This window comes from Priestia sp. FSL P4-0332, from assembly GCF_038005845.1.
GTDB lineage: Bacteria > Bacillota > Bacilli > Bacillales > Bacillaceae_H > Priestia.
Window position 1 is genome coordinate 1 of the sequence record NZ_JBBOUA010000006.1, and the last position, 15,939, is coordinate 15,939.

Below are 15,939 nucleotides of genomic sequence, written 5' to 3' on the forward strand. Positions count from 1 at the left end.
CACAATATCTCCAACACAACAGCTTCGAAACAAATTCAAGTCACGAATGAGAGCTTACAAGAAGAAAATAAAGAGTTGAAAAAACAATTAAGTGAAGTTCGTCCTTCTGCCCAAGAACAACAAAAACGAGATTACTTGAATACAGTTAAACAGTTTATCGATGTGTCCTATCATCGTGAAAAAGATGGATTTGAGGAGCGAAAAAAGATTGCTAAAGCCATTATGGATAAGGAACTTTATGAGCAATTTTATCCTTCTGAAAAGTTCGTATATGGAGATAGTTACACCTCGACTCCAAACGATTTACAGCTCTATGTTCAACAATATGATGGAGGGCAAGAAGAGGTTGAAGTCATTGCTGAATTTACGAATCATCTTGTCATAAAAGATGAGAATGTCGACGATCAAACGCATGACATTATTAAAGTTTCTCTACGGAAAGAAGAGAATAAATGGGTGGTTTATAGTATTGAAGAATTGAAAACAGAAATGATGAAATGAGGTGGTATAAGTGGCGTTTAAAAAGCAATTGGAAGACTATCGGTTTAATTTAAATCGCAATCGATCATGGAAGTATACAGCCGTTTTAATCTTTTTCTTTATCGGTTTTTTATCCTTACTGACATCAAAATTTTATTTAAAAACAGAAGATCCGTTATACCATACCAAAACCTATGAGGCTGTTTCTTCCAACATAACAGGAACAGTAACGATTGAAAATCGTGTGTATCATCCGGCTTCAAGTTCACTCGATATGGTCATCAAAATGGATCAAACGGATGAAGAAGAAGTAAGTTTCCTTGCACAAGAAAAAGCGAACCCAAACATTAAATTACCTGTTCATTTATTGTATGAAGATGATGGCTATTATGTGGTAAGGATCAGCGATTTATCTCCAAATTGGGAAGCACTTGCCTTTGATCTTTATCAAGAAAATGAAGAAAAAGAAACAGTAAATGTGGACGATGTAACGAGTGATTCAGAAACCGATTCAACAGAGGAAATAGATGCTCATGCGTTAATTACAACGCTCTATTCTGACCAACGAAAAACGAAAAGTGAAGAAGGAAAAGGAACAAAAAACAAACAAGAATATGCGCTTTTGGTCAATGATTTAGAAAAGCAATTTGTTAAAAAGAAAATGAAAAACTATGAAAAAGCAATCACAGTAGAAGCCAAACATAAGCGTCAAACGCAACAAGAAATGAACGAGTTAAAACGTGATATGAAGTACCAAGTGAATGAGGAAAAAGCCGATACAGAATCAAAAATTGCGATGAAAAAGGATGCCATTCAGTCGAGTGATGAAAGCATTCAGCTCTATGAAGATGAACAAAAAATTTTGCAAGAAAAGCTCCAAAAATTGAATGAAAAGCAACAAGATTTAGCCATTAAGTGAAAAAACACAGGGGGACGCAAAGGGGACATGGCTCCAAAATAGGGGGACATAAAGGGGACATTGGGATTTTAAAAGGGGACGTAAAAGGGACGTACACCAAAAAAAGGGGACGCAAAGGGGACATTCAGCGACTTTCTTTGATATCACGGTTTTGCTAGGCTCTGCCTAGCCTATCACACCCTGTGATAGCAAAAACCCCTTATGCTCTTCTCTCTTTTGTAGTGGGGAACCACAATTTACAGGAAAGGAACGAATGTTATGGATATTCTTTTAAGAGATATTGATCCAACTGCCGTAAAAAAAATAGATGAAATTGCAAAAGAAAAAAAGATTTCTCGTCAGGAATTCTTAAAAGGTCAGGTTGAAACGCTGGCTGTTTTTCAAGAACAAAAAGAACGTGAAGCAGAACTCGAAAATATCATCTATAAAAATATAAAGATGATGGAAAAATGTGCAGTTGCAATTGAAACAGTCAATGGATTTATTCAAGAAATGATGGGAGAGGATGAAGAATGATAAAACAAAGACGTATGGTTTCTTTTGATCCAGAAACCGATCAGTACCTTAGTGATTATATGAAAGAACATCATTTTCGTTTTCCTGGTGATGCCATTGCTCGAATATGTAAGGAACATGAGGAATTTAAAAATAAGGAAGAGAATCATTCGCTCTCTATCAAAGAATCTGTTCCGAAGAATATAGAGTCTCTTTTAAAAGAAGAGCTAAAAGATATAAGAGATGAAGTAAATCGCACAGAAAGAAATATTCAGTATTCACTCACTAAAAATTTAATGGAGATGCGTGAGTATTTTTATCAAAAGGACGATAAAAAATGAATCAATCAACGATCACACCAGGGGTGGTATTAAAAACAAAGTTTGTCACAGCTGATAAAAAAGCTTTTCAAGATTATGTTGATTATGTAGATCGTGATGAGGCGAAAAAAGAACAGGAAGTACATGAGAAACTGTTTACTCTTTATCAAGATTATATGGATAACCCTGATAAAACATCTTCTTTGTTCACTCAACAATCCAATCACTTGAATGATGTAGAGAAAAAACAATTAAAAAAGTTGTTTGAAAAAGCTCAAAAAAATAACAGTATTATGTGGCAAGATGTCATCACATTTCATAATCCTTGGCTCCAAGAAAATGGTTTATACGATGCTCATACTCATACAGTGGATGAGAAAAAATTAATGGACATTACCCGTCAGTCTATGAAGGAAATGCTTAAAAGGGAAAGGTTAAATGAGTCGGCTGTTTGGTCAGCTGCTATACACTATAATACGGGGAACATTCATATTCATATTGCGACAGTAGAACCACAACCTACACGTGAGCGAGGCAAAAGAAAGCCTAAAACATTGGATGCGATGAAGTCAACAGTTGTAAATCAAATTTTAAATCGAGGTGAGCAGCAGCAGAAAATAAATGAGTTAATTCGAAATGATATGGTTGGGAAAAAGAAGCAGGATTCTTCATTAAGGTGGAAGAATCGAGACATTCAACCATTGTTTCTCCAAATTTATAATCATCTTCCAGAAGATAAAAGGCAGTGGCAATATAGCTACCGAACTTTAAAGCCAATGAAGCCATTTATTGATGTGCTGAGTCACAAATACATTGAAAAGTATCATAACCATGAGTATCAACAATTACTTGGAAAATTAGATAAAGAAGTAGAGGAATTAAAGAAAGCTTATGGTGAAGGAAAAGGAGATGAGAAGCGATACAAGGACTATAAGCAAACAAAAATAGATGATCTTTATAAGCGAATGGGGAACGCCTTTTTAAAAGAAATGAAAGATTATGATAAGCAGCAGCAACAGATTAAAAGAATGGCAGAAAGTAAGAAACAATCAAAACGTCCTGCAAATTTCAATCAAAAGGTCTCTATGCATGTTGCATTAAAAAAGATGGAGCGAGCGTTTAAATCAGAATATGAAAGTTGGAAAAACCAACAACATTATGAACGATTACAAAAAGAAATTGAACATCATCGTCAGGAAGAGAGGAGTTATTAAATGAATAAACAACGTATGAAATTATCATTGGATGAGGAAACAAAACAATATATTCAAACATATATGGAAGAAAACAATATAGGATTCACGGGTGAGGCGATTGCTCAGATCTGTATGGATCATAAAAAAACTAAAAGTAATGAATGGTCATTGCAATATATTTCGGAAGTGGTCAGCAATAACTTACATCAGGTTTTAAAAGATGAATTAACAAAGATTCGTCTTGGGGCAAATAGTGCTGATAAAAACACACAAATTTTAATTGAATATATGAACGGTCTTTTCTTCCATCACGGTTTTGATGGATTAATGACAACCGATTTACAAGAGTTAGATAGCACAAAGGTCGCGAAGGAAGCTGTTGAGAAGCGTATTGCAAATCAACGTCAAAAACGAATTGATTGGGAAGAGTCCAAAGGGAAACAGCCATCTCATTGATGGATTTATATAAAGATAGTTTAAAAAATGTAGAGGAGGAACGAAATATGTTTTTTAACAAAGATTTAGTGTTAGCTTCGATTAGAGCTGTAGGAGATGATCATGCCATTGTGCAATATCGAGACAAAGAAGTAGAGGTGAATTTAAGTCCAGAAGAAGCGAAGGAGTTTCATCAATATGTTGTACATCAAGAGAATATGTTGGTGCCAATGAATATTAAAACACAGAAGCTTTTTGTAGATTTAGAAGAACCTTGGTATGAACAAGAATTAGAAGAGCTTAAGGGGATCTCCTATCAAGAAGAGGAGGGAGAAGATGAGTAAAACCTATGCGAAGAAATCAGTCGAAGATAAGCGTAAAGAAGTCGAGGAGCTAACAAATGGAATGGAGAAAAAAATTGAGCAGCATTTTCATTCTGCCGAAGAACTAAAAGACTACTTATCTTTTATGGGTAAGTTTTATCAATACTCCATGTCGAACACGGCACTCATTCAAAAACAGTTTAGGGGTGCCCAAGCTGTTGGTTCATTTAAGTTTTGGAAAGATAAAGGGTTCTCTGTCAATAAAGGAGAGAAAGGCATTAAGATCCTTGTTCCAAATAAAACAGTCCCAAAATTCAGGGATGAAAAAGGGAAATGGAAGTCCATTAATAAAGCTACTCCCCAAGAGAAGCAGCTGATTAAAGAGGGGAAAAAAGAAGTTACTCAAGGCCGACTGTATTTTTCAGTCGGCCATGTTTTTGATATTCACCAAACGAACGCAACGGCTAATGATTTACCTAAGATATTCCCAAATCGTTGGTTAGAAGGAAACGTGGAGGACTACAAGGCGCTTTATAAAGGAATGGAAGCCATTGCTGGAAAGAATGGTATTTCCATCATTGCTCCTAAAGAAGAACTAGGCAGCGCAAAAGGCGCTTGCTATCCGTTAACAAAGGAAGTTGCATTGAATCCTCGTAACTCGGAACGTCAAAATGTAAAGACACTCCTTCATGAAATCACGCATGCCAAACTTCATACGGAGGAGTCACGGGCAAACTATACGGATACAGAAAGAGAGTTTCAGGCGGAAATGACAGCCTATACGGTTTCGTCTTATTTTGGCGTTGATACGAGTGAGTATTCTCTAGGATACCTGTCACACTGGACGAAAGGAAAGAGCTTTGAAGATAAAACCAAGATTTTAAAAGAAGTTCATGAAACGTCAGTTGGCTTTATTGAAACAATGGAAGAAACGTTGGTAAAAGAACGAGAAAAAAAGGATGAAAAACAGCAGCAATCAGATCCTCTTTCTTCTGAAAATGTACAAGAGAAAATGAAAGAAGGATATGAAGATTATAAACAAAAGCAGCAACAGGAATCGGCACAAAATGTAGATAGTATTTTAGATCGTGTCACGGCTGAAGAGAAATATTATTCAACCAAAACCCAAGCGATCAAAAATGGATGGATGACAAAGGAGGAAGTCGTGAAATTTGAACATCAGATTGATTCAACCATGACTAAAAACGAGAAGGGGGTCATGAATGGTCAAGTTCAGGAACAATCTCTTACTTTTCAAGACCGTATGGAAGTGGGCAGTCAAATGCAATTCCAAAAACGTACAGGCACCGTCAAAAAGAAAAATGAAGAACAGGAACTCGAAAGGTAAGGGAGCATAAAAAGCTCTCTTTTTTATTGTCCAAATACTACTTTAATGGAGGAATTTATGATGAAAAAAATTACGTCTCTTTCAAATGACCAATTTAAAACGCTCGTTTCCGATAAACGAGAATTAAAGAAGTTTATGAAGCACCCACAAAATGAAAAAATCGAGGCAGATTGGGCGAATGTCAGTGAGAAACAGCTACAAGACATTCCTTCTGGTGCTGTTTACTTAACACAATCAGCTCTAGGAGAGGAAAAACCGCAGGTTTTACTTGTTTCTACCGATGAAAAAGGGCAAAAACAAGCCTATAAAAGTGAAGCAACCGTTGATTTTTTGAGAAGTCATGATGTGAATCCTGTTTTAGAGAAAGATCGAGAAACGCAGCTCAAAACAAGCTATCTTACATTTTTACAAGCTCATGAAAAAGAAAAGCCTCAAGATATTGATAGTATGTTAGCCCGTGTAAATGCAGAAAACGATTATGTGATGTTGAAATCAAGTGCTTTAAAGGAAAAACAGTTCACCCCTGACCAATTGAAAGGAATGGAAAATGAAATTTCTCATCAGTTTCAAGCACGAAAACAAGCACAAGAAAAGGAGCAATATCAAGAAGATTACAAACAAGAAGTGCTAGAAGTTATGCAGCAGCCTAGTGAAGAAACACAGTATAAGCAAATGTTTAAACAAAACTTGTTAGCTCAATTAGGCATATCAGATGAAAAAGAGTCTTCTAAAGAAGCAAAAAAGGAAGCCGAAGTAGAAAAAGCTCCTGTCGAAAGACAGCTCAAGCAAGAAACACCTCAAGAGAAAGAGCAGCGTGTGGCCAAAATGAAGGAATTTGAACAAAAGCATTCCTTTGATAAGGTGTATAAATTAAAAAAAGAAGTGCTGCAGGAATTAAAAGAGCTTAATTTGACTGATTCTCAACGTGAGAAATTAACCAAGCTTGAAAAGGCTTTGGACACAGAGAAAAAGGATCATGACAAGCAGAAAAAAGAAGAGAAATCACAGAATGGATTTACAAAGTTTTTTGCACGGAATAATGGAGCATTTTCTTCAAAGAAACGGCAAGATCAACAAGAAATAGAACGTTAAAAATGGCAAAAGATTGAAAAAGAGTGAGGGGGCTGAAAAGCTCCCTTTTTGCATAGGGTGAAGTGAGGAGGGATTAAGATGAGAGAACGAAAACACGTCAAGGAGGAGGAGATTATGAAGGCACGAGATGTTGATTTGTTGTCGTATCTGAAATCCAAAGGCGAAACCTTTGTAAAAGAAGGAAAATACTATCGTCATACGGAACATGATAGCTTACTCATCAAAGGAAATATGTACGCTTGGAATAGCCGGAATGAAACAGGATACGGAGCAATCAGTTTCGCTCGAATGTATTATGGGATGTCATTTCCACAAGCCGTATTAGATATTAACAAAGGCAATTATAAAGAGCTTTCTCAGTCGCATGAGCAACCGTCGGTTTCATCATCAAAAGAGCCTTTTCGCTACCCAAAAGAGTTAGAAGTAAAGGATCAAAGCAAAATAAAAGATTATCTCATAAAAGAACGTAAAATAGATTCTCGACTAGTTGACTGGCTCCTTCAAAAAGATTTAATCGCCCAGGACAAACGAAACAATGTGGTATTTAAATGGCGTGAACATGGAGGTAAAGGAAAGGTAATTGGGGCGGATCGGCAAGGAACAGCTTCGATAAAAAATAAACGAGGTTCTTTTAAACAAGTCTTACCGAACGATAACCCACATACAGGCTTTTCAGTTGATATCGGACATCCAAATAAGATTCATTTCTTTGAAAGCCCAATTGATCTCCTTTCTTATTGGAGTATACAGGAGAATCAACTACAGAATACACGCCTTATTAGTATGAATGGCTTAAAACCTAAAACTGTTGCTCAATCTTATATCGAAGCTCGAAGAGAAGGCTTGAGCATTAAAGAAATGGTGTTAGCTGTCGATAATGACCAAGGTGGAAAAGAATTTATTGACAAAATGAACCAAATCGTTAATGCTGATTTAATAAGAGCAGATATTCCAAAGGGAGCGAAAGATTGGAACGACGCATTAAAGAAGAATGGAAAAAACATTCAACCTGTAGCATCACGTCTCCGGAATAAACAAACAGAACAGGAGCTTTCAATGAATGGATAAAGTGTTTCAAAGCGTGTTTTATCTTTTTCTTATCATCATTTTATTTAAGCTTTCTCAATTTGCTTACCGTGTTCTTCGTGAACGGAAGTATAGAAAAGAATTAGCCCAATCAGGCATGCCCTATATTGATAAAATGGATGGGAGGCAGTTCGAATTTTACTTGCAGGCTCTTTTCCAACAATTAGGGTACAAGATACAAGTAACACCATCATCTGGTGACTTTGGAGCTGACTTGGTGATGAAAGGAAAAGAAAAGATTGTGATTCAGGCCAAACGGTATAGCGCTAAAAATAGAGTTAGCCTTTCAGCAGTACAAGAAGTATACGCAGCAAAAGCGTATTATAAAGCGCATCAAGCATGGGTTGTGACCAATAGTTATTTTACGAAACAAGCCAAAGAGCTTGCAGCTGCATGTGATGTGACCTTAGTAGATCGTGCAGATCTTCAAAAGTTTATTAATGAGGTAAATCCAGTTTTTAAGGCACGAGAAATCTTTGAAAACATTACACCCGAACCTCGTAAATGTCCGAAATGTGGGCAAGACCTAGTGGTACGAGATGGAAACGGCACGCGTTTTTTTGGCTGTTCCTCTTTTCCAGATTGTCGCCATACAGAAAAAATCAGTAAGTAAATGTAGAAATCTAAACGAGTAAAACGCAGCAGAAGAGGTCTCTTGTATATGAATTTTATAAGAAAAACACTATGTAGCAAGTTAGGTATACTGCTTTTAGTAGCCATAATATTGATTGTAGTATTAGTTCTAGGATTGACAAATTGGACTGATAAGGACAGGATCTCCAATGATTTTGCTGAACAATTATTTAAATATCCCCTTCCACCTAAAACAAAAGTTATTGAAAATGAGCAAGCTAATGGAAAACATCTTGTTGGTGGTAGTGGTGGTTATTGGGGAGTTATTGCGTCAGTAAGGCTATCTACCAGACTAAGCAAAGAAGAGATATTGATGTATTATCAAAAAGCAGGATTATTTAAATACCCTAAAAGTGATAAAAGAGGTGTAGAACCTGAAATTTACTTTCAAGGTGACTTCCAGAAAGTCGAAAGTCCGCAGGGTGATTATTACAGAGATAAAGAAGGAACAAGGAGACTTTTAAGTAACTATTATTATGAATCAGGAAAAAAAGTAAATGATCGTATACTCAAGGAAAATCATAGTCATGAAGTGGAATATGTAGTTCAAATAACAAGTGACTTTGATTACCTTCTAAATATTGATTAACAAACGTTTTTAAAGTGCTCAAATTTGCATCGAATGGGCAGTTATACGTAAAACAAAAGTTAATTTCCTCAGAGAGCGTTTCTCTGCATATCAAAGTCGTAGGTTAACTAGGTTTTTATTTATAAATAATTGTGACGAAAAAGCATCTTTCTTAATTGGAAGGTGCTTTTTTCGTTTCCTATAAAAATATAAAAAAAGAGGAGAGTTTTTATGAAGAACATTTTTATGAAATCAATGACCGTTCTTACATTATCAATGGTCGCATTATGTGGAGTTAATGAAGGGAAAACAGAAGCAGCAAGTAAAGCTGCAAATCAAGATTTGATTATTATTAACAAGTACTACAACAAACTAGCTTATTTTCATAATGGCTATATTGAAATCGTTGATCCAGTAGCAACGGGTAAAACATGGGACAAAACACCAGTTGGCTTTTTTAAAGTGGTGAACAAGATTAAAAACCGTCCTTACTATACAGGACATATCCCTGGGGGCGATCCTCGCAACCCATTAGGAAAACGTTGGTTAGGATTAAATGCAAACGGTACGTATGGTGATACATACGGTATTCACGGCAATAACAATGAAAGTAGCATTGGAAAATATGTGAGTCAAGGTTGCGTGAGAATGCATAATGCAGACATCGAAAAGCTTTATGATAAAGTCCAAGTAGGCACACCGGTTGCCATTACGTATTCCTATAAAAGCTTCGTTGATCTTACAAGCGTATACGGTTATAAATTCAAAGGCTATAAGATGAAAAATAATTAATATCTGAGCAGCATTCCATGTTTTTCTATCATGGAATGCTGCTTTTTTTATTTGAGAAGCGTTAGGAAAATCTATCCATAACTAAAAAATTGAAGTAAAATCATACAGTACATAAAAAAACGACTAAAGAAAAGGGCGAGGTATGGGAAATGAAAACAGTTAAAATCGATGTTACTTTGCTAGTAGTTCTTTTAACAGCACTTGCATATGGAGCAACATATATTTATGAACGTACTTACCAAGCATATTATCAATTGCCAACGGAATTTATTGATTTAAATATAAATACTCTAACTGGTTCATTGTTTTTTATAATACTGGTAGTGGCAATAGATATAATCCTTGGAGTGGTTCTTACGACTTTAATATTAAAACTAAAAGATCCTTTTTTTGAAAATGTACCGATTGGTTTTTTTATATTTGTCTGCTTGATGATTATAACGGCGGCTACATTTGGTGGTCACATTGTTGCTTTAAAAAAAGAAGAATACATGGTTGTAAAACAAAAAGAAGAACTCTTTGTTGTGGTTACCTCTTATAAAGATAATTTAGTAATTGCCCCACTTAATATAAAAACCGACACTATCAAACCAAAATTTCAAACAATTGAAATGAAGTCTGCGAAGGATTCAGAAATTATTAATTTTGAAGATGGCATAAAGGTTGATAAGTTAAAGAATAGCAAGGAATTAAAAAAAGAAATTAAATAATGGGCTACATACAAAAAAGGCAGCTGTAATTTTCGTTTTTATCTCGTCTACTATTTTTATGGGGAACTCCTTAAAATAAAATATAATCACAAGCAAAAAACCTTAGCAGAACTAAGGTTTTTTTATTTGAGTAAAATTATCAATTTCTTTTATTCCTTTAAGTAATCTTTAAAGTACTTTATTAAAAATAGTTATACATTTTACACACCTTATAGAAAAATACCATATTTGTCGTCAGTTAGTGTAAATGATAAAACCTTAATAATATATGAAATACTTTAGTATTTACATAACAAATTATAATAAATAGTAAAAGTTGTTCGGTGGAATTATAGTCGATTGCAAGATTTATTTTTAGAGATATATGTATATGAATCTACAAATCTGGCCAGACTAATAACGTATTCCCCTATTCCAATAAATTTGAAAATCCTTTGCCTCATGGGTAAAGGGTTCTTTTTGTTTCTATATTATAAAAATGGGCAACTTCACTATTAAGAAAGTACTTTACGCTTAAAATACTCTCAATGCAACACTTATATAGATCTTATAGATTATCTAAATTCAATAAAATGTATTTCGTTAGATAATAAGAATCATATTATTTTCACAAAAAGACCAAATATGGAATAAAATAAAATATAATATAGTTATCAAAAAATGAATAAGAGGGAGTAAAAATGATGAATAAAAAGAGAATATTTATTGCTTGGTTGGTCTTTCTTGTATTTGGAACCACTATACAAGCACAAGCTGATGTAAGTGTACGTGGGTACTACAGAAAAGATGGTACTTATGTTAGACCTCATATGAGAAGTGATCCAGATGGAAACTTTAACAATAACTGGTCCACTAAGGGAAATATTAATCCTTATACCGGAGAAGAAGGAACAAAGACTTCACCAAGTGATAGTGATTCTTATGATTCTTCTTATGACTCATCAGATAACGATTATAATAATTTAGATGATTCCTATTCTGATGACATCTATTATAACGAAGATACAGATTACACCGGTGATAGTTCTTCAGGTCAAGACTATGGAGAGAATGAAGATATATACGACACAGACTCTGTAGATAATGAAGATGCGATGGTTGCAATGGATACAGTCTATAAATACTTTGATAAATTAAATGAAAAAGAATACAAAGATTCCTATAACTTATGGAGCTCTAAATGGAAAAAGAAACATTCTTATAAAAAATTTAAAAAGGGATACAAGGGTGTTACACACGAAATAACTACAATCTCTATTGATTCAAGCGATGACGATAAAGTGATTGTTGAGGGAGACGTAGCAACAAAAGAAAAAGGTGAACAACATAGCTACTCTTTTATTTACAAAGTAAAAGTCAGTGATAGTGGCAAAGGAAAAATAACAAAAGGAACATTGGTAAAGTCATATTAATATAAGCTAGATGATATAGTTTACTACGCATTTATTTAGCTTAAGCTTAGTTCAAAAATAATTATATTAATTAGCCTTAAAGACTATAGAAGCAGGCTTAAGCCTGCTTCTTCTTTTATTCGTGCAATAGGATATTGTAAATTTTCTATGCAAAGGTTGCATAACTATTGCAATCTTTAATAAAAATGTATTGACATCAGATATAGTTCAGGGTATTATATCGTTAATCGACGAAATAACGATATGTAAATGTGATGCGTTATTTTAACGATAGGATATCTACATTTTGTTTCATTAAAGGGAGGATGCACTTATAGACAGAAGTAAATATAGCTTTCTTATTAAGAATAGTTTTAATCAGTAAAATCGTCTTAAAAAATGTATTGACATTGTGCATTGCTCGGTATAATATATCGTTAATTAACGATTTGAAGATTCTTTTATTTTTTTGACCTAATATATCGTTTTTTAACGAAATGACGAACTGATTATTTTTTTGCGCTGATATATCGTTAATTAACTATATAACGATATATCATAGCCTGTTTCAAGTTATATAAGTTACACAGAGAAAGAGAGTGATTTAGTGAACATCAAAGATTTACTTGTAGGAATACTATTTACAATTTTATATGCATCGGGAGCTGTTGTAATGAAGTTTGGTATTCATTCAGCCCCACCATTAACACTATCAACTATTCGTTTTATCATTGCGGGTCTCTTATTACTTCTTTACCTTTACGGATTCCAAAAAGGCAAATATCGAATGCCCAATAAAAAAGAATTTAAGGTTTTATTTTGGTTAGGTTTATTAAACACTTCCATATATCTAGGATTCGGGTTAGTGGCTCTTAGAACGGTATCATCAGGAATATTTAATCTTTTCATACCTGTAAATCCATTTGTTTTTGCATTACTTGCTTTGGTATTTATGGGTCAATCTATTCGTCTTAGAGTATGGGGTGGAATGCTTGTATCTTTTATAGGTCTATTCGTAGCTACTTATCCATCCTTAGCAGGAAGTCATTCGTCAATAGGTGGTATCTTATTAATCATTTTTGCAATGATTGCAATGGCGATAGGTAGTATTATTTACAAAAAAGTAGACCTACAGTTACCGACCATAGTCGTTAACACCTGGCAAGTGATTATTGGAGGAGTAATCCTACTGATCCCAACGCTCATTTTAGATTCTGGAAAGCCTATCACTATCGATTATCATTTTATAGGCTACTTACTTTGGTCAGTCTTTGCTCTTTCGATTTTCAATATAAACCTTTGGTTTTATTTACTAAAAAAAGATGCGCTCAAAGCAAACAATTGGTTACTTCTTAACCCTATCGCTGGCTATATTTTGGCTTCAATCTTTTTGGGAGAACCAATTACGGTTTATGCAGTGATTGGGACAGTCGTTGTGTTATTAGGATTATATATTTCAGGAAGTTTTCGTGCAAAACCAGCTACAAATGTTACTGAAAACATAAAAGAAACATAACTCACAGGTAGTATGTGTAGTAAATCAAATTTTAATTGAAAATGATCCCCTTGAAAGGAGGTGAAAACATGAAATTGGAAAATGAAGTGGAAACTCTCTATCAAAAGATGGTTTCAGGCCAATCTTTAGATATTAACCATAAAATGATTCAACTGGTCGATAAAGAGAAGTCTGCAATCTATTTTGCTTCTCTTCGACAGGATTTTGATGACATTAAACATGTGATTCAAGCATTAAGTGGAAGCCTACTTCTTATGCAACTTGGTGTTAAACAGGATGTAAGTATGACCTTATCATCAGCCAAAGAGTCATTAGTCCAAACTACTGATCGAATTAAAGATTTAGTGGTCCCTCATGGATTGAAAATACACTTTGATCACTTGATGTATAGCGTTCAGGCCCTTAATAAAATGTTTGCTAAGCATTCTTTAGGTGAAGACATTTATTTTATGAATGACAAACAATTAGAAGACATTCAGCGTACGTTAGACTTAGCAAATTCATATTTGAAAAAATCATCTACTTTCTCAATGGGATTAGGGATGATATCTCTAGAAACAAGTTGTTTCTGTGGTGCACATTAATCAACAATAACATTTAAAGGAGTTTAAATTAAAATGAAAAATTATTCTATCTGGGTATTAGAGTATTCTCGCGTAGTTGAGTATCACAAAAGTGGTTTAGTTTATGCAGCACACAACGAAGGATATGTAAGAGTACCTTACAGTTATGTAGTTATAAAAGGAAATGGCCGTAATATTATGGTTGATGTGGGATATAACCATAAAGAGTATGGAAAGGTTCTGGGAGAGAGATTTAATGTAGTCGATTGGCAAAGCCCTTCAGTAGTGTTAAAAGAAGTTGGTTTAACACCTGAAGATATTGATACAGTTATTGTCACTCATGCTCACTTCGATCACTTTGGTAACGTAGAAGATTTCCCAAATGCAACTTTTTATATGCAAGAAAAAGAGTTGTCTAAATTTATCTGGGCAATGTCATTACCACATCAATTCCAGTTCTTGATGTCAGGGATCGATCCTTCAGATCTTCTACGAGGCGTACAACTTGCAAAAGAAGGACGCATGAAACTTATAGATGGTGATGTCGAAGAATTCCTACCAGGAATTGACCTATTTGCTGCTTTTGATACTCATACGTACGGTTCTCAGTTTGTTCGAGTAAAACAAGGTGGTTCTGAGGAAGATAGTTGGGTTCTAGCTGGAGATAATGCTTACCAATTTGAAAATATTGAAGGGAAAAATCAAGATGGTGTTCTTCTTCCTGTTGGAATGGCTACAGGAAGCACAACAGAAATGATATTTTCACTAGATAAAATGCTGAAGTTGGTAGGACGAGATTCAAAACGTGTTATTCCAATTCATGAACAAGGAATTACGGAAAGATTCCCTACTCGTATTTCTGATAAAGATCTATTTATTGTAGAAGTGGATTTAGCAGATGGTGAAGTATCAAAAGTACAAAAATAAAATAACTTAATAACATTTATTTAAATGGAACCATGGGATTTACAGATTGTAAGAACATCCCATGGTTTTACTTTTATTTTTTTATATATTGGAGTTGATACAATTGTCTATGAATAACCAATTTAAAGAACACCGTGGTTATAATCAAATGTTTAAGGAAAATGAATTGACGCTTGGTCTTATATTTCCACTAGAATCTTATCTAGGTGATATCCCACAAATGCTTATAGCTGAGCAGATGAATTTAGCTAAAAAAGCGGAATGTTATAATTTTGCCTCCTTATTTATTAGAGATGTGCCTATGTATGATCGTTGGTTTGGGGATGTAGGACAAATGTATGATCCATTTGTTTTTCTAGGTTATTTAGCAGCTCATACGGAGAAGATAGCATTAGGTACAGCAAGTATATTATTAACATTACGTCACCCTTTACACGTTGCAAAAGCAGCAGCTTCTATTGATAAGTTATCAGGAGAACGCCTTGTACTTGGAATAGCGACAGGAGATAGGCCCATTGAGTTTCCAGCGTTTAAAGTAGATCCTCTTGAAAAAGCAGAACGTTTCCAAGAGTCTGTTATGGTTATGAGAAAAGTTTGGGGAGAACAGTTTCCTCGTATTGATTCACCAAGGGTCCATATGACCGAAGGAGATTTGCTTCCTAAACCTATATTTAATAATATTCCCTTACTAGTAACTGGACACTCTTCTCAGTCAGTTGAATGGATTGCAGAACATGGTGATGGATGGATTTATTACCCTAGAAGCGTAAATCACCAATTAAATCGGATACAGACATGGCGTTCTTCAACGAATGAATTTAAACCATTCGTACAATCTTTGTACATTGATTTAACTGAAGATCCTAACCAAGAGCTTACTCCTATACATTTAGGATTTCGTATTGGACGTAATAGGCTTATAGAATATATCCATCATTTAAAACTTATTGGCGTTAACCATATTATTATCGCTCTAAAAAATTCGAGAAGACCAGCTTCCGAAGTTATTCAAGAATTAGGTGAAGAAGTCGTTCCCTTTTTTCCTTCGTTAACCATGTAATTGACTTAACCTATAAAGAGATTTATCAAAAACTAAATAGAAATCTTCTGTCTATTTGTACTATCATATAGAAAAAATATAGAGA

At 34.5% G+C, this 15,939-nt stretch carries 18 protein-coding genes and 1 pseudogene; all 19 read left to right on the forward strand.

Going from position 1 to position 15,939, the window contains the following annotated elements:
* Positions 1–501, forward strand: a 501-nt coding sequence (locus MKY06_RS30010) for a DHH family phosphoesterase (RefSeq protein WP_340962255.1), incomplete at its 5' end; no start/stop codon positions are given.
* A gap of 10 nt (positions 502–511) precedes the next feature.
* Positions 512–1,399, forward strand: coding sequence for a hypothetical protein (locus tag MKY06_RS30015; protein WP_340962256.1), 888 nt, complete (start codon positions 512–514; stop codon positions 1,397–1,399).
* 258 nt (positions 1,400–1,657) lie between these two features.
* On the forward strand, positions 1,658–1,915 hold the full coding sequence (locus MKY06_RS30020; RefSeq protein WP_340962257.1) for a hypothetical protein: 258 nt from the start codon (positions 1,658–1,660) through the stop codon (positions 1,913–1,915).
* Positions 1,912–2,235 (forward strand): hypothetical protein, encoded by a 324-nt coding sequence (locus MKY06_RS30025; protein ID WP_340962259.1) that lies wholly within the window; start codon positions 1,912–1,914, stop codon positions 2,233–2,235. The genes MKY06_RS30020 and MKY06_RS30025 overlap by 4 nt, the downstream gene beginning before the upstream one ends.
* A complete protein-coding gene (gene mobP2, locus MKY06_RS30030) occupies positions 2,232–3,428 on the forward strand; it encodes a MobP2 family relaxase (RefSeq protein WP_340962261.1) in 1,197 nt (398 codons plus the stop codon). The genes MKY06_RS30025 and mobP2 overlap by 4 nt, the downstream gene beginning before the upstream one ends.
* Complete coding sequence (locus MKY06_RS30035; protein ID WP_340962263.1) at positions 3,429–3,866, forward strand: hypothetical protein; 438 nt, start codon at positions 3,429–3,431, stop codon at positions 3,864–3,866.
* Positions 3,867–3,913: 47 nt separating this feature from the next.
* Positions 3,914–4,189: a hypothetical protein gene (locus MKY06_RS30040; RefSeq protein WP_340962265.1), complete on the forward strand. Its 276-nt coding sequence runs from the start codon at positions 3,914–3,916 to the stop codon at positions 4,187–4,189.
* Positions 4,182–5,180, forward strand: a pseudogene (locus tag MKY06_RS30045) (ArdC-like ssDNA-binding domain-containing protein); the annotation flags it as partial. The gene MKY06_RS30040 and the pseudogene MKY06_RS30045, both read left to right, overlap by 8 nt.
* 396 nt (positions 5,181–5,576) lie before the next feature.
* Positions 5,577–6,608: a hypothetical protein gene (locus MKY06_RS30050; protein ID WP_340962267.1), complete on the forward strand. Its 1,032-nt coding sequence runs from the start codon at positions 5,577–5,579 to the stop codon at positions 6,606–6,608.
* Between the two features lie 78 nt (positions 6,609–6,686).
* Positions 6,687–7,676, forward strand: coding sequence for a DUF3991 and TOPRIM domain-containing protein (locus tag MKY06_RS30055; RefSeq protein ID WP_340962269.1), 990 nt, complete (start codon positions 6,687–6,689; stop codon positions 7,674–7,676).
* On the forward strand, positions 7,669–8,307 hold the full coding sequence (locus MKY06_RS30060) for a restriction endonuclease (protein WP_340962271.1): 639 nt from the start codon (positions 7,669–7,671) through the stop codon (positions 8,305–8,307). Before MKY06_RS30055 ends, MKY06_RS30060 begins: the two co-directional genes overlap by 8 nt.
* Before the next feature lie 48 nt (positions 8,308–8,355).
* Positions 8,356–8,916 carry a hypothetical protein gene (locus MKY06_RS30065; RefSeq protein ID WP_340962273.1) on the forward strand — a complete coding sequence of 187 codons (561 nt, stop codon included), beginning with the start codon at positions 8,356–8,358 and terminating at the stop codon, positions 8,914–8,916.
* Positions 8,917–9,126: 210 nt separating this feature from the next.
* Positions 9,127–9,687: a L,D-transpeptidase gene (locus tag MKY06_RS30070; RefSeq protein WP_340962275.1), complete on the forward strand. Its 561-nt coding sequence runs from the start codon at positions 9,127–9,129 to the stop codon at positions 9,685–9,687.
* A 149-nt stretch (positions 9,688–9,836) separates the two neighbouring features.
* Positions 9,837–10,397 carry a hypothetical protein gene (locus MKY06_RS30075; RefSeq protein WP_340962277.1) on the forward strand — a complete coding sequence of 187 codons (561 nt, stop codon included), beginning with the start codon at positions 9,837–9,839 and terminating at the stop codon, positions 10,395–10,397.
* A 683-nt stretch (positions 10,398–11,080) separates the two neighbouring features.
* The gene (locus MKY06_RS30080) at positions 11,081–11,809 is read left to right on the forward strand and encodes a hypothetical protein (protein WP_340962278.1); all 729 of its coding nucleotides are present in this window, start codon (positions 11,081–11,083) and stop codon (positions 11,807–11,809) included.
* A 586-nt stretch (positions 11,810–12,395) separates the two neighbouring features.
* The gene (locus MKY06_RS30085) at positions 12,396–13,304 is read left to right on the forward strand and encodes a DMT family transporter (protein ID WP_340962280.1); all 909 of its coding nucleotides are present in this window, start codon (positions 12,396–12,398) and stop codon (positions 13,302–13,304) included.
* Between the two features lie 68 nt (positions 13,305–13,372).
* Complete coding sequence (locus MKY06_RS30090; RefSeq protein ID WP_340962282.1) at positions 13,373–13,888, forward strand: hypothetical protein; 516 nt, start codon at positions 13,373–13,375, stop codon at positions 13,886–13,888.
* Positions 13,889–13,921: 33 nt separating this feature from the next.
* The gene (locus MKY06_RS30095; protein WP_289525302.1) at positions 13,922–14,794 is read left to right on the forward strand and encodes an N-acyl homoserine lactonase family protein; all 873 of its coding nucleotides are present in this window, start codon (positions 13,922–13,924) and stop codon (positions 14,792–14,794) included.
* A 109-nt stretch (positions 14,795–14,903) separates the two neighbouring features.
* The gene (locus MKY06_RS30100; RefSeq protein WP_340962340.1) at positions 14,904–15,854 is read left to right on the forward strand and encodes an LLM class oxidoreductase; all 951 of its coding nucleotides are present in this window, start codon (positions 14,904–14,906) and stop codon (positions 15,852–15,854) included.
* Positions 15,855–15,939 lie beyond the last annotated feature (85 nt).

What these genes read in the sequence shown, in the direction of transcription:
- MKY06_RS30020 (WP_340962257.1), top strand. Translation starts at nt 1,658, where the DNA reads ATGGATATTCTTTTAAGAGATATTGATCCAACTGCCGTAAAAAAAATA.
- MKY06_RS30025 (WP_340962259.1), top strand. Translation starts at nt 1,912, where the DNA reads ATGATAAAACAAAGACGTATGGTTTCTTTTGATCCAGAAACCGATCAG.
- mobP2 (WP_340962261.1), top strand. Translation starts at nt 2,232, where the DNA reads ATGAATCAATCAACGATCACACCAGGGGTGGTATTAAAAACAAAGTTT.
- MKY06_RS30035 (WP_340962263.1), top strand. Translation starts at nt 3,429, where the DNA reads ATGAATAAACAACGTATGAAATTATCATTGGATGAGGAAACAAAACAA.
- MKY06_RS30040 (WP_340962265.1), top strand. Translation starts at nt 3,914, where the DNA reads ATGTTTTTTAACAAAGATTTAGTGTTAGCTTCGATTAGAGCTGTAGGA.
- MKY06_RS30050 (WP_340962267.1), top strand. Translation starts at nt 5,577, where the DNA reads ATGAAAAAAATTACGTCTCTTTCAAATGACCAATTTAAAACGCTCGTT.
- MKY06_RS30055 (WP_340962269.1), top strand. Translation starts at nt 6,687, where the DNA reads ATGAGAGAACGAAAACACGTCAAGGAGGAGGAGATTATGAAGGCACGA.
- MKY06_RS30060 (WP_340962271.1), top strand. Translation starts at nt 7,669, where the DNA reads ATGGATAAAGTGTTTCAAAGCGTGTTTTATCTTTTTCTTATCATCATT.
- MKY06_RS30065 (WP_340962273.1), top strand. Translation starts at nt 8,356, where the DNA reads ATGAATTTTATAAGAAAAACACTATGTAGCAAGTTAGGTATACTGCTT.
- MKY06_RS30070 (WP_340962275.1), top strand. Translation starts at nt 9,127, where the DNA reads ATGAAGAACATTTTTATGAAATCAATGACCGTTCTTACATTATCAATG.
- MKY06_RS30075 (WP_340962277.1), top strand. Translation starts at nt 9,837, where the DNA reads ATGAAAACAGTTAAAATCGATGTTACTTTGCTAGTAGTTCTTTTAACA.
- MKY06_RS30080 (WP_340962278.1), top strand. Translation starts at nt 11,081, where the DNA reads ATGAATAAAAAGAGAATATTTATTGCTTGGTTGGTCTTTCTTGTATTT.
- MKY06_RS30090 (WP_340962282.1), top strand. Translation starts at nt 13,373, where the DNA reads ATGAAATTGGAAAATGAAGTGGAAACTCTCTATCAAAAGATGGTTTCA.
- MKY06_RS30095 (WP_289525302.1), top strand. Translation starts at nt 13,922, where the DNA reads ATGAAAAATTATTCTATCTGGGTATTAGAGTATTCTCGCGTAGTTGAG.
- MKY06_RS30100 (WP_340962340.1), top strand. Translation starts at nt 14,904, where the DNA reads ATGAATAACCAATTTAAAGAACACCGTGGTTATAATCAAATGTTTAAG.